We start from the raw sequence: 11,977 nt of genomic DNA on the forward strand, positions 1-11,977 counted from the left end.
TGCGGAACGAGGCGAACGGGGCGGGCGATGCTGCCCGAGCGGGGCGGGGGCGGGGCCGGGGGACCGAAGCGGAATCGGAACAGAGGCGGAGACGGAGACGGGGGCGGGGCCGGGGCCGGGGGCCTTCCACGCGGTGCCGCGTTCAGTCCTTGCAGGGCCCTTCGGAGGCCGTCGTATCGGAGAGTTCGAGCGTCACCTTCGACAGCGGGCAGCCGACGCAGGTCAGCACGTAACCTTCCGCCTTCTGCTCGGGCGTAAGGCAGGTGTGCTCGGGTTGGGTGACCTCTCCGCCGCCCATGCGCACCATGCAGTCGCCGCAGTTCCCGACCGTGCAGGAGTACGGCATACGCAGTCCTGCGGCGAGACCGGCATCGAGCAGCGTCTGGCCGGGCTCGACCACGGCGGTGCCGACGAGGCTCCCGTCCTTCTCGATTCTCATCTCCTGGGGTGCCGCGGCGACGGTAGGAGCGGTGGTGCCGCCGGTGAAGCGCTCCTGGTGCGTGCGCTCGTCCGGCACGCCCAGTCGTCGCAAGACGTCCTGGACGGTGTCCATCAGCGGTTCAGGGCCGCAGACGTAGTGCTGTGCGCTGTCGGAGAGGGGCAGGCCGGTCACCCACTGGCGGATGCTTTCGGCGTTGAGCCGGCCGTCGCGGCAGGTGAGGACGTGGGTGACGGTCAGCCGGTCGGGATGGTCCTTTTCCCAACGGCTCAGCTCATCGCCGAAGATGATGTCTTCAGGACGTCGGCTGCTGTAGAGCAGGTCGATTCTGCCGGATGCCGCGGGGTCGGACAGGCGGGTTCGCATCATGCTCATCATGGGTGTGATGCCGCTGCCGGCTGCGATGAGCACCATGTGTCCGGGCTCCCGCGCCTGAGCGTGGAAGGTGCCGGAGGGGCCGCGTACCGCGAGGCGGTCCCCGGGACGCAGGCCGTGGTGGGCGTGCGTGGAGAAGCGACCGCCTTCCACATGTTTGACGGTGAGTTCCAGTCGGGTCGCGCCGGGGACCGAGGAGGCGGAGTAGGCACGCCGTACCGGATGGCCCTCCACATCCGCGACCAGGGTGAAGAACTGTCCGGGGTGAAAGTCGAACGGCTTGGCCTCTGCGGCCGCATCCTCAAGAACCAGGGTGCGGGCGGTGGGCGTCTCCTGGCGTATCTCGCGGATACGCACAGGCCGCAGCGGGCTTTCCACCGCGTCACCGCGGGGTGCCTCGCCGCGGCGAGCCGCGAGGGGGGCCCGAACGCCTTCGTAACCTTCCTTGCGCAGTCCGGCGACGTAGGCACGGTCGACGGCTTTCCGCATCAGCCGGCTCATCCCCGGCACGGAGGTGATGAGCCTGATCAGCCATGCCGACGCGCGCCCGGATTCGGCCGAGCCGGCGGCCAGGTGGGCGCTGCCCAGGGCCATCATGTCGGGTACCGGACCGTGAGCGGTCCGGCCGGCAGGCGTCCACAGACGTGCACCGGCCACAGCGTCGTTGCCGCTCACCTCGGCGTGCTCGACGTCGATGAGGAGTGCGAGATGTGGTGGCACACCGCGCAGCGCCATCGTCGTCAGCAGCGTGGCGTCGTCGGTGATGACCGCGCGCCCGTGGATGTGCAGCACGCCGGTGCGGCCGGGGACGAGCGCGGCGAGTGAAAGCCGGTCATCCTGGAGCAGGTTGTGCAGGGTGTCCGCGCGTTTGTTGCCTTTGCGGTCGGCGAGGACCAGGGTGCGGCCGTCCAGGATGCGGGCTACCGTCTGCCGCTCCCCGCGCGGGCTGGTGTCGCTGCCGTTGCCGGTGTCCCAGGTGGAGAGGGCCAGGAAAGGCGAGGCGGCCAGGAAGTCGCTCACGCCGGGGCCGGTCAGCGGGCCCTCGCCCGGTATCGGCTCGGTTGCCTGGGATTGGGCGGGCGGCTCCCACAGGCCGGAGCGGATAACGGCCTGTGCGCAGTGCACGTATGCCTCGGTGATGTCCACGGCCGTCTCCCCGCCCTTAAGGGCGGATGCGGTGCCGTTGACGCGCAGCACCTCGCCCACACCTGGCAGCAGAAAGAACAGCGAGACCGGACCGTGCGCGCCGGCCGGCCCGGGGACGGGGAAGGAGAACCGCTTCGGGGAGTGGACGCGGGCGAAACCCCTTGTGCCACCGACAAAGGTGGTCCGGGCGGTGCCCTCGGCATCTCGGTAGCCGAACGCCGCGACGGGGCTGTGGGCCAGGACGTCGCGGCAGCCTGCGTCGAGGACGCCGATCTGCTTGCGCATGATCATTGCGGCTGGGCGGCCGACGACCGCCTCGACCTCGTCCACGGAGGAGAGCCGGTGCAAGGAGTCCGGCCGGAGTTTGTGCTGCTGCATGAGAGCCCTTCTCAGCCGGGGGTGGACCGGGCCACTCGCCAGTAGCCGTAGAAGGCGATGTCCCGTTTGGGTACGCCGCGTTTGTTGAGCAGGTGCCGCCGGATGTCGGTGCCGGCCGGGACTCGCCGGCCACCCACCCATGCGCAGAGGGGGCCTTCGGGCAGTTCGGCATCGTGGACCGCCTCCAGCGCGCGGGTGCCGGGCGGCAGGCTCTCGCCGCCGCGGCTGAGCCAGTGGAACGGCCTGGTCGCCACCTCCCGCCACGAGGTCCCGCACCCCGGCCGACGTGGCGACGGGCCTGACGCCGGCGGCGGTTGCCGGGGGATCACGGCCGCGCACCCATGGCTTGGCTTCGCTTGTTTCCGCAGCTCATGGCACTATTCTGAGCAAAAGCTCACCTCTTGGCTACTCGCTTTCCGCCCGCCCGGAAGGATCAACGGATGCCCTCCGCCGACCGCCGCCTCACCCCACGTCGCACGCCTCGACAGGTGCGCGCCGAACTCACCCGTGAGCGCATCCTCACCGCCGCTGCTCACGTTTTCGCCGAATTCGGCTACGCCGCCGGCACCACCAACCGCATCGCCGAACACGGCCGCATGTCCATCGGCTCGCTGTACCAGTACTTCCCGAACAAGGACGCCATCCTCGCCGAGCTGCTGATCCGGCACATCGACCGCGGCACCTGGACGGGAGCCGAAGGGCTGGACCTGACCCCCGGCACCCTGAGGGAGGCGGTGCGGGACCTGGTCCGCGACGCGATCGACCACCATCGCGACGACCCGCAGCTACTGCGGATCATGATCGAGGAGGCGCCGGTCTCCAGCGAACTGATCGCAGCGATCGACCGGCACGGCAAGGCACGGGTGAGTCAGGTACGCGACGTACTCGCCCGCCATCCAGACGTCCACGTGCAGGACCTCGACGTGGCCGCGGAACTCGTCGTGGGAACGGTTGAGATGAATACCCACAAGCTCATGGCAACCCCGCACCCCATCCAGGCCGAGAGGCTTGAGACAGAGCTGGTCGCCATGATCACTCGATATCTGCACGGCGATCAATAGCTGCCGGGGCGGACTCGTTGCCGCCTCGGCGGTTTCACGAGGGTGCTGTCTCTGATCTCCGCGCCTGATCTGATCTGATCTGATCTGGCCGTCCTCCGGTTCAAGGACCGCTGCGAGCCAGCCGTGGTCCACACCTGATCCCCAGGGCTCAAGCAGCCCGCGTCCCGACCGTCACGCCCCTCGGCGGACGAGAATGCCGCCCAGACACCTGATACGGAACGCTCCCTCCGCCCGGATGGTCTCCTCGACCCGCTCGCGGGCGCGCTCGACGGATTCCCGGAACGGGACGCCCATCTGGGCACTCGCGGCCTGGCGCTCCCACTACGGAGTCTCGTCCCAAGGGGTGACGTATCCGGCCTTCGGCTCTCCGGGGAAGTGCCGGACTTCAGGCACCAGTCCGCGTTCCGGGTACGCCCAACTCGCGTTCGAGCGACCGAAGCTGATCGGACGGCAGGAGACTCATCGTCACCAGATCGCTGACGAGCTGCCTGACAGCGGGCTTGGTCCGGAACATCTCGGGCAGCAGATCACGCACCCTCGCCAGGGAACTGACCGCCTGATCGATCTGGCGGCGCTGAGCGTGCGCCTTGGCCAGGTCGATTCCGAATCGGGCCTGTCGCTCCGAAGACAGCCCGGAGGCGTCGACGGTCTCCGCCGCGCGCAGGGCGACCCCGGCGTCCCCAAGGTCGACGGCGACGGCGACCTCATGCAGGGCAACGTTGGTGGGCCCGAATTCCGTGTTGTAGTCATTGCGTCCGTCGCCGATCCGCTCGGCCAGTTCCCTGGCCTGACGAAGGTAGGCGTAGGCGTCGTCTGCCTGGTTCAGCCGGGCGGCGGCGACGGCGCGCTGGAGAGTGAGAGCACCTCGGAGCGCGACGGCTCCGGGCTCGCCGTTCGCAGCCAGCGGCGTGAGCGCGTCGGCCGCGCTCCCCGAGACCTGCGCAGCCTGATCGTAGTGACGCGCCCCCAGAAAGACGATGGACAGCCGGAACTCTCCGGCCGCCATCAGCAGCGGATCCCCCGCACGCTCGGCGGCGACCACGGCACGGTCCACCGCGATCCAAGCCGCATCCGGCGCGCCCAGGTTCGCCAGCCCCGCACCGCACGAGTGATACATCGCGGCCAGCAGCCGGAACAGCTCCGGACGCTCTTCCTCGGCACCTGCCCGGGTGGCCGACTCCAGGCGCGGGACCAAGCCCTCCAACAGTTCGGCCAGGTCGGTGTAGTCGCCTTTGTGCGCCAGCGACCAGGTCCGCTCGACCTCGGCCCGCAGGGCGGGGACATCCGGTGGCTCCGGCCGGCCGAGGACCGCTTGCAGCGAGTGCGCGGCACTGAGGACGAGCCGCAACCGATTCACCCCCGGAACCTCCCCCTCGGCAACGGACGCGACGATCGGCGCCTCGGCGGCCAAGGTTCGCGTCGTAGAGCGACGTGGGCGCCTGGCATACGCCGACGAACGCACCTACGACCGGGACATCAACGGCGTCCTGTGGCGCCGTATCCCCTCCACCCCCGGCAAAGGGAAAGCCCAGTTCGGCGCGGTTCACGCCCTACGCCAGCGACTAGCCGTGATCAACACCCTCTGCCAGATCTGCGGAGGACCCGCCGACCACAACGGCCGCGGAGTCCTCTGGCTGATGGGCGAAGCACCCGACGCCCCGAACTCCTGGCCCCAGAGACTCCAGACCGCGCATCCCCCGGTCTGCCTGCCTTGCGCGGCACTCTCCACAAAGGCATGCCCTCCTGAGACAGCGTCACGTCGCCCTACGCGTCCAGTCCTGGACCCCAGCCGGAGTCCACGGCACCCTGTACCGGCCAGGCCCCCGCCGATCCTGTACTCATCGACGCGATGGGGATTCCCTTCGACCACCCTGCCATCCGGTGGACCATCTCTGCCCAACTCATCGTCCGACTGGACCGCTTCACCATCACCGACATCACCGACATCACCGACATCGCGGCTGAGGAATGAGTCACAACTCTCTACAGCCATGGCCGCACCTGTACTGGTGAACCTCCTGCCGATCCACCATGCGGCGCCAGCCGTCGCCGCCCTCTCGGTGACCGCCGCACTGGACTTGGACAGCGTCATGGAGAGCACGGAGAGGCCGTCACCACCGTCGGTGCACGGTTGCCTTGCTGCCGGTCACCAGGCTTGCCGGCGGTACGTCATCGGCCACGACTGCGCCGGCGGCGATCACGGAATCGCGGCCAATGCTGACGCCGGGCAGGATCGTGGCACCGGCACCGATCCACACGTTCTCCGCCACGTCGATGGGTGCGCCGGTGAGGTACAGCCGCCGCTCCCCGGGATCGACCGGGTGACCGCCGGTGATGAACGTGACCTTCGGGCCGACCATCACGCGCTCGCCGAGCCGGATGCCGGCGTAGTCCAGGAACGTGCAGTTCTGGTTGATGAACACGCGCTCGGCGAGGTCGAGCCGGAGGCCGTGGTCCGTGTAGAAGGGCGGATAGATCGTGACCCTCGGCGGCAGCGCCTTCCCGAGGATCTGTTCGAACAGTTCCGCCTTGCCCACTTCGTCCTCGAAAGGCAGGACGTTCAGTCGGGAGGTGAGCTCGGCGACCCGCAGGACCCTCTCGGCCATGGCCTGGAACTCGGCGCTGTGGATGCGCATGAGACGGTCGCTGGACATGCCACGATCCTTTCTGGTGTACCGGTGACCGGCAGGACTGGCCGGCGCCAAGGCCGGCGAACGCGAACTCTTCCAGCAGGAAATCGAGTTGCTACGCTCCACCCGCAAGGCAAGGGCGAACCACAGCGACGCGACGGATCCCTGTTCAAGCCGCTGCGGAGGTCATCGAGTCGATCAACGAGACCTTCAAGGGGCAGCTCGACCTCGAACGACACAGGGGACGCACACCCGCAGCGAATACTCGCACTCACCACCGCGATCCGGCACAACGACCGTACCGGACGGGACGCTCTCCGTTCGCTCACCCCGTACGATCACTGACCCTTGGAATTGATCATCCAGTGATCAGTTCAGGGACTTCTGGATAGCCTCGAAGATGTCGGCGTCGGTGGCCTGTTGCCAGGACGGCAGGTCGGCAGGTCGGGCCAGTCCGCCACATACCCCGGCTTCGGGTCCTCGAAGTGCTTGAACATCTGGGCCGTCCAGCACGTCGCGACGAAGCGGCTCTTCTGCTCACGGGACAGCCTCGACGTGTGACCACCGTTGATCTCGATGAACTGCCGAACCTGATCGTAGACCGAGCCTGCGGCCTCGCGCTCCCACTGCGGGGTGTCTTCCCACGGGGTGACGTAGCCGGCCTTCGGCTCACCGGGGAAGTACTGGCGCACTCCCGCGATCCAGGTTTCCCGGAACAGTCGTGCACCTTCGGTCTGCGACATGCCCACCCTCTCGTCACGGCGTGCTCAGCGCGGCGATCTCCACCCCCTGCTCCGCCACACGGTGGTCGCGGCTCAAGAGCGGCCCGCTCTCGCGCGCGCTCGATCGTCTCCCGGAACGGAACGCCCATCTTGTCCGCCCACGCCTCGTACGAGGCCAGGTGCGCGACGACTGGTTCAGCGTCGGTCACCTCAATCACCCCGGGGAGGCGGATCGTACGGATCTCACCGAAGACCGTACCGAGGATCGCCGGCGCGTCCTCCAGAGTGAAGCGGGCGGAGAGCTGAACTCGGGCCGGGCCCTCCTGGATACCCAGCACATCGCCCGCGGCCTGGCGCCAGAGGTGTTCCAGTTCCCGCTTGTCGGTCCGGCTGTTGGTGGAGACGATCGCGATACCGCCGGGTGCCAGTACGCGGCCCAGCTCCCGCACAGCCTGGGCCTGGTCTTCAACGTGGTACAGCATGTGCAGCGCAAGGACCGCGGCGAGGGCTCCATCGGTGATGGGGAGCTGTTGGACGTCCGCGACGACGGCTCCCGGGATGGCACGAAGGATGCCGTGGGACACGTCCATAGGGACCACGGCCACGTCGGGACGGTCCTCCCGCACCCGAGCGACAAACTTCCCGTTACCGCAACCCACGTCCGCGACCACACCACGTATGCCGGCCAGTTCGTTCACGACGATGCCTGGAAGATCGTGACGCGGGATCTGCCACTGGTAGAGGGACTGACGGGCGGCCAGGTGCTGGCCCGTGCCGTACGCCTTGGTGGAAAGAAGGCTGCGGTCGGTGACCAAATGATCATGAGTGGGCTGAGTGGTCATCGAGGCTCCGTGCGGTTGCCGGCGAGAGCGGGCCGGCCGGCCACCTCGTGGATGTGTGCGCGGAGATCGACTGCCGACTGTGCGTCACGGTACGGCTCGCTTCCGAGGAGTGCGGCCAGATTGCGGAGCCTGATGGTGATGCTCGCCGTGAATGTCTCGGCGGCAAACACCTCCGAGAGCTTCGCGCCGGCTCCTTCGACCTCGCCGCTTGCGAGGTAGGCCGTCGCCAGGTCCAGATGCGCGGCCTGTAGATCGCCTGAGGAGCGGTCTCATGGCCGAAGGCATCGACGGCCTCACCCGGCTCGGCGTCATCGCCGACCGCCTCATGCTCCGCACCGGAGGGTGCGAAGGCTGCGCCCTGTCCGGCACCTGCCGGGTCTGCCGCCCCCTGGCCAAGCACTACCAGGAAGCGAAAGCGCCGCTGCTGCCAACACGGAGACAAGGAGAACGCCTCATGACCCCGCCCGTACCGGTGACCCTTTTGCCCGGCCCGCCGCCCTCGGCACGCCGCGCGGCACCGCCCGTCGCCGCCCTCTCGGTGACCGCTGTCCTGGACCTGGACGACGTCGTGGAGAGCGCGGAGTGCTCCTGCGATGCCGGCGACGACAATCCCCACTGACCAATACGATCCGGTCGGTTCCGTTCAGGCCCTGGCGTGTTCGCGTCGGGGCCTGAGCCCTGACCAGCCGACCGCTAGGGTGCCGCTCATGTTCTTCCGCTGGGACTGGCTCCGGCCCGTATTGACCGCGCCGATCGTGCCGACTCTCGGCCCCGTCCACCCCCACACGCTCACCGTCGACCTCTTCGAGGACACCCTGAGGGCGGCCGTCACTGACCGGTCCTTCCTCCACTACGACAAGGACCGGCGCTGGAGTAGTGAGAAGGACGAGACGGTCCTGAGCAGCGATGTCGTCCATCAGCCCGACCACACCCTCATTCCCACCCTGAACCGGCGTGGACGTGGCACCGTCAAGGTCTTCGCCTACGGGCACCATGGCAGCATCGTGGACGAAGCCGCCGAGCTGGCAGTGAAGCTCGCCGCCGTGCACGACGCGAGGAGGGCACGGGTTGTGCGCCCGCTCGGCCCCGAGACCGGCTACCCACGCGGCACCCGGATCCAGATGAAGGACTTCACCGCCTGCCCGTGCCTCGACCTCGGCGGCCCGGTCCGCCCCGTGACCGATTGGCCGACCGCCGTGCAGGAGACGTTCGCGCCGTTCGCCACGGCCATGGCCGCTGACGGCCTGGCATTCCTCCACGTCCAGATGCAAGCGGGCCGGTGTGGCCCAGTCCTGGCCGCCGCCGTTGAGGACCGCATCGTGGGCGCGATCGGCCCCATGGAAGTACGCCCCGACGCGATCGGATGCCCCCAGCTCATGCCCCAGTACTTCGCCGTCCTGCCCGACGCGCGAGGCCAGGGCCTGGGCCGTGCCTTGTGGCGGGCCGCGATGCACTGGGGCCAGTCCCACGGCGCCGCCTACCAACTCCTCCAGACCGAGGTCGGCGGACCCTCCGACAGACTGTGCCAAGCCGACGGGCTGACCTCCCTCGGCTTCAGCCACATCACACAGGCGTAACCCGCCTGGTCTGGGCCCGGCGCCCGATCGAACGGGAAACCACGGGAAACTACGGGCACTCACACGGTGCCTACGCGAGAACGGCCCCCGACCGAACTAGCTGGTCAGAGGCCGTTCACCTGCGGTGGGTGTGGGATTTGAACCCACGGTGACATCACTGCCACGACGGTTTTCAAGACCGACTGACGCGCAAGAGCCGTCCATACTCTGACCTGCACGTTTCTCGATCCTAGAGCGCTTTGCGTGAATCCTGGCCCACAGATGGCCCACAAGGCCCCCGCCTGTGATGTCCCCTGACCGAAGGATGGTCGCAGCCATGCCGGGAACCATTCACCGATGGCCCGAGGGCAGCGCCACGATGCGGCTGGTGAAACCGTCGGCGCACAGACGCTCATACGCTCGCATTACGTCTTCAGGAACCGCCTGCTTGATCATGAAGCCCTGATCGGGGTAGATCAGCAACCGCTGCAAAGCTCCTACGAGCATGTCGACAACGAGACGGGAGTCCTCGATTGAGACCAGGTACTCCTCAAAGGTCATTGGCGTAGACGCGCTGACGATCTCCACCTCGGGCCAGAGCTTGCGGACCGTGGCGTACGCGCGCCGTTCCTCGTAGGGCTTGCTGATCAACAGAACGGATGCCACTTCGATGCCGAGTTCTTCAAGGATCGATCTTGAGAACCGGATGTTCTCTCCGGTGTTGCGCGCGTTGGGCTCGACCAGGACGGCCGCGCTGGGAACGCCGAGGTCGAGCGCCCGCTCCTGGTAGTGGACAGCCTCACCACGAGGCATCCGCCCGGCCGTCGTAGGGCTGGTCGCTCCCGTGAACACGAGCAGCGGCGCCATGCCGCGCCTGTAGAGATCCGCGGCCGTGTCAGCCACTCCCAGGTCGTGACTCCCCAACCCAATCGCAACAGAACAGGGCCGCGTCGTGTGACCCATCTGGTGGTAGTCCCAGATGAGCCGCGCGTCGTCCCGGGCCCGCGCCGAAATCACTCGGCCGGCCGCTCGAATGCGGCCCGCACCTGGGCAGGATTGCCCCCCAGCGCCCCAGCCAACTGTTCCCAAGTCACCCCGTGCCGCTGAGCCTCGCGTACGAGATGCCGTTCCTGCCCGTCCAAAACCCGACGCATCGTCGTGCCGAGCGCCAGAGCCGCAAGGAAATCTCCCGCCTCGCCGTTCGCATCAGCGATCAGGGCCGCATGTCGTCCCCGGCGGTCCGCCAGGAGAAACAGGTCTGTGGTGGGAACATCGCCCGGAGTCTCGATGACCGCGGTATCGATCGGCTGAGGCTTTCCTTCACTCGGCACTGAGGCGTCCCTCCTCGGGATTCTGGGCGGCGGAGTCGGGAACCTTGAAGTCGTACTCCCAGGCGAACCGCGTCGCCACGTGGACGCCGATCGCGAATTCGACCACGGTACCGTCGGACGTGAACGTCGTGCGGTGCAGTTCCACAACCGGTTCCCCTGGCGGTAGCTGCAAGAGCTTAACTTCATCCTGTGTGGGCACCCGGGCGAAAAGCTCTTCCTTCATGTGGTCGATCTCGTACCCGGCGTCGTACAGCACCCGGAATCCTCCGCCCCGGCCTGCCGGGCCTGGGCTCGGGTCAACCAGCCGCGTGCCCTCGACGTGCTCAGGGCGGTAGTAGCTGGTCAAGGTGTGCGTTGGCTGGGCTCCCTCTTTCACGAGCCGCGCCCGCGCGTACACCTCCGCACCGACAGGCAATCCGTGGGCGGCAGCCACTTGAGGCGGCGCCTCGATCCTGCTGACCATCTGCGTCTGTTCGCCGCGCCTGTAGGCGCGCCCCGATGCCACCCGGTCCGCGATGAACGCCACCTCGTCGCCGTCGCGCCACTTGGCCTTGTCGTATCGCGCAATGCCCAGTCGCTTGAGCGGGGCTCGCTCCCGCACAACGGTGCCATGCCCGCGGGACGAGGTCACGAGCCCTTCTGCTTCCAGGGCCTTGTAGGCCATATGGACTGTGGACTTCGAGCCCTCGCCGGCATTCACCAGATCCCGGATATGCGGCATCTGATCGCCAGGCCGCCGCTCGCCGCTCTTGATCTCCTCAGCGAGCCGATCCGCCAGTTCCCGCCACTTCGGTGCCACGCAGAACTCCTCTCGACAGGGATCAGTCAAGCACAGTCCCAGGACTGTTGACAGTCCCAGGACTGTGCGCCAGTATCTCACTCAGCAGTCCGCAGTCCTAGGACAGCGGGTTGTCGTGACGGCCCTTCTTGGGCTGTCTCACTGACAACTCCATAGCGTGATCCACCGCAGTACGACGGCCGTGACAACTCCGGCTGAGGCGAGTGGAGACCAGCCGATCGAGACCGGGCCCGGTGTCACAACCGAGCCCCACACCCCAGATGGGGGACACGCCATCGGCTTCAAAGAACCGCACGGCACACCTTGTAGCTGCCAAGACTCCCGGGATCTCGGAACTCCCCGGAACGAGCAGCGCCGTGCGAACAGGAGATCCGAATCCCCTGCTCTGCTCTTCATGCGGAGGTTGATGTGATCCGTCGACATACACAGGCGTCGACGTACGTGACCGGTACGTCCGCAACGCCCTCTGCGTCACTGCCTGACCCGCTGCGTGAGTCGGCCTGGGCCTGATGGTCCGGTGCGCTCGTGCGGTTCAGCTCTTCCGCACTGCCACAGGCGGTGCGCTGGTTGCCTCTCCCGCCTGTCCGGGCCTCTTTCGCTGGGGTGCGTACAGGCGGGGTGGGGGAGTCAGAAGACTCCAAAAGGTGCGGCACCCGGGCGCACCCGGGTGCCGCTACAGGCACACCTTTATGGGAGGT

At 67.8% G+C, this 11,977-nt stretch carries 11 protein-coding genes, 1 tRNA gene and 5 pseudogenes; 6 read left to right on the forward strand and 11 right to left on the reverse strand.

Translation table 11 applies throughout. The features are described from left to right. Positions 1-142 precede the first annotated feature (142 nt). Positions 143-2,338: a 2Fe-2S iron-sulfur cluster-binding protein gene (locus ACWF94_RS02710; protein ID WP_453483995.1), complete on the reverse strand. Its 2,196-nt coding sequence runs from the start codon at positions 2,336-2,338 to the stop codon at positions 143-145. Positions 2,339-2,349: 11 nt separating this feature from the next. After that, on the reverse strand, positions 2,350-2,592 hold the full coding sequence (locus ACWF94_RS02715) for an SIP domain-containing protein (protein WP_453483997.1): 243 nt from the start codon (positions 2,590-2,592) through the stop codon (positions 2,350-2,352). Positions 2,593-2,778: 186 nt separating this feature from the next. Here ACWF94_RS02715 and ACWF94_RS02720 point away from each other — a divergent pair, with 186 nt between their 5' ends. After that, positions 2,779-3,399: a TetR/AcrR family transcriptional regulator gene (locus ACWF94_RS02720; protein WP_453483999.1), complete on the forward strand. Its 621-nt coding sequence runs from the start codon at positions 2,779-2,781 to the stop codon at positions 3,397-3,399. A 171-nt stretch (positions 3,400-3,570) separates the two neighbouring features. Here ACWF94_RS02720 and ACWF94_RS02725 read toward each other — a convergent pair. After that, positions 3,571-3,699 (reverse strand): annotated as a pseudogene (locus ACWF94_RS02725) (class I SAM-dependent methyltransferase); the annotation flags it as partial. Positions 3,700-3,784: 85 nt separating this feature from the next. Next, positions 3,785-4,810, reverse strand: coding sequence for a helix-turn-helix domain-containing protein (locus ACWF94_RS02730; protein WP_453484000.1), 1,026 nt, complete (start codon positions 4,808-4,810; stop codon positions 3,785-3,787). A 438-nt stretch (positions 4,811-5,248) separates the two neighbouring features. Here ACWF94_RS02730 and ACWF94_RS02735 point away from each other — a divergent pair, with 438 nt between their 5' ends. Beyond that, a complete protein-coding gene (locus ACWF94_RS02735) occupies positions 5,249-5,371 on the forward strand; it encodes a hypothetical protein (protein WP_453484002.1) in 123 nt (40 codons plus the stop codon). Between the two features lie 139 nt (positions 5,372-5,510). Here ACWF94_RS02735 and ACWF94_RS02740 read toward each other — a convergent pair whose 3' ends face one another. Continuing rightward, positions 5,511-6,053 carry a sugar O-acetyltransferase gene (locus ACWF94_RS02740; RefSeq protein ID WP_453484004.1) on the reverse strand — a complete coding sequence of 181 codons (543 nt, stop codon included), beginning with the start codon at positions 6,051-6,053 and terminating at the stop codon, positions 5,511-5,513. 87 nt (positions 6,054-6,140) lie between these two features. Between ACWF94_RS02740 and ACWF94_RS02745 the strand changes: the two are divergent. Further along, positions 6,141-6,374 (forward strand): annotated as a pseudogene (locus ACWF94_RS02745) (IS982 family transposase); the annotation flags it as partial. Positions 6,375-6,398: 24 nt separating this feature from the next. Here the strand turns inward: ACWF94_RS02745 and ACWF94_RS02750 are convergent. Both ACWF94_RS02750 and ACWF94_RS02755 read right to left on the reverse strand, forming a co-directional pair. After that, positions 6,399-6,772: pseudogene (locus ACWF94_RS02750) on the reverse strand (hypothetical protein). Positions 6,773-6,855: 83 nt separating this feature from the next. After that, a pseudogene (locus ACWF94_RS02755) lies at positions 6,856-7,593 on the reverse strand (class I SAM-dependent methyltransferase); the annotation flags it as partial. A 268-nt stretch (positions 7,594-7,861) separates the two neighbouring features. Here ACWF94_RS02755 and ACWF94_RS02760 point away from each other — a divergent pair. The 3 genes and pseudogenes from ACWF94_RS02760 to ACWF94_RS02770 all read left to right on the forward strand — a co-directional run. Further along, positions 7,862-8,051: pseudogene (locus tag ACWF94_RS02760) on the forward strand (radical SAM protein); the annotation flags it as partial. Then, positions 8,048-8,212, forward strand: a complete 165-nt coding sequence (locus tag ACWF94_RS02765) for a hypothetical protein (RefSeq protein ID WP_453484006.1) — start codon at positions 8,048-8,050, stop codon at positions 8,210-8,212. The pseudogene ACWF94_RS02760 and the gene ACWF94_RS02765, both read left to right, overlap by 4 nt. 88 nt (positions 8,213-8,300) lie before the next feature. Continuing rightward, positions 8,301-9,170, forward strand: a complete 870-nt coding sequence (locus ACWF94_RS02770) for a GNAT family N-acetyltransferase (RefSeq protein WP_453484008.1) — start codon at positions 8,301-8,303, stop codon at positions 9,168-9,170. 122 nt (positions 9,171-9,292) lie between these two features. On the opposite strand, the gene ACWF94_RS02775 is transcribed toward ACWF94_RS02770, so the two are convergent. From ACWF94_RS02775 to ACWF94_RS02790, 4 genes are all read right to left on the reverse strand, one after another. Continuing rightward, a tRNA-OTHER gene (locus ACWF94_RS02775) sits at positions 9,293-9,383 on the reverse strand. A gap of 117 nt (positions 9,384-9,500) precedes the next feature. Next, positions 9,501-10,166 carry a YdcF family protein gene (locus ACWF94_RS02780; protein ID WP_453484009.1) on the reverse strand — a complete coding sequence of 222 codons (666 nt, stop codon included), beginning with the start codon at positions 10,164-10,166 and terminating at the stop codon, positions 9,501-9,503. Next, positions 10,163-10,480: a hypothetical protein gene (locus ACWF94_RS02785; RefSeq protein ID WP_453484011.1), complete on the reverse strand. Its 318-nt coding sequence runs from the start codon at positions 10,478-10,480 to the stop codon at positions 10,163-10,165. Before ACWF94_RS02785 ends, ACWF94_RS02780 begins: the two co-directional genes overlap by 4 nt. Then, complete coding sequence (locus ACWF94_RS02790; RefSeq protein WP_453484013.1) at positions 10,470-11,279, reverse strand: GntR family transcriptional regulator; 810 nt, start codon at positions 11,277-11,279, stop codon at positions 10,470-10,472. The genes ACWF94_RS02785 and ACWF94_RS02790 overlap by 11 nt, the downstream gene beginning before the upstream one ends. Positions 11,280-11,977 lie beyond the last annotated feature (698 nt).

The organism is Streptomyces sp. NPDC055078 (assembly GCF_053607985.1).

What these genes read in the sequence shown, in the direction of transcription:
- ACWF94_RS02710 (WP_453483995.1), bottom strand. Translation starts at nt 2,338, where the DNA reads ATGCAGCAGCACAAACTCCGGCCGGACTCCTTGCACCGGCTCTCCTCC.
- ACWF94_RS02720 (WP_453483999.1), top strand. Translation starts at nt 2,779, where the DNA reads ATGCCCTCCGCCGACCGCCGCCTCACCCCACGTCGCACGCCTCGACAG.
- ACWF94_RS02735 (WP_453484002.1), top strand. Translation starts at nt 5,249, where the DNA reads ATGGGGATTCCCTTCGACCACCCTGCCATCCGGTGGACCATCTCTGCC.
- ACWF94_RS02740 (WP_453484004.1), bottom strand. Translation starts at nt 6,053, where the DNA reads ATGTCCAGCGACCGTCTCATGCGCATCCACAGCGCCGAGTTCCAGGCC.
- ACWF94_RS02765 (WP_453484006.1), top strand. Translation starts at nt 8,048, where the DNA reads ATGACCCCGCCCGTACCGGTGACCCTTTTGCCCGGCCCGCCGCCCTCG.
- ACWF94_RS02770 (WP_453484008.1), top strand. Translation starts at nt 8,301, where the DNA reads ATGTTCTTCCGCTGGGACTGGCTCCGGCCCGTATTGACCGCGCCGATC.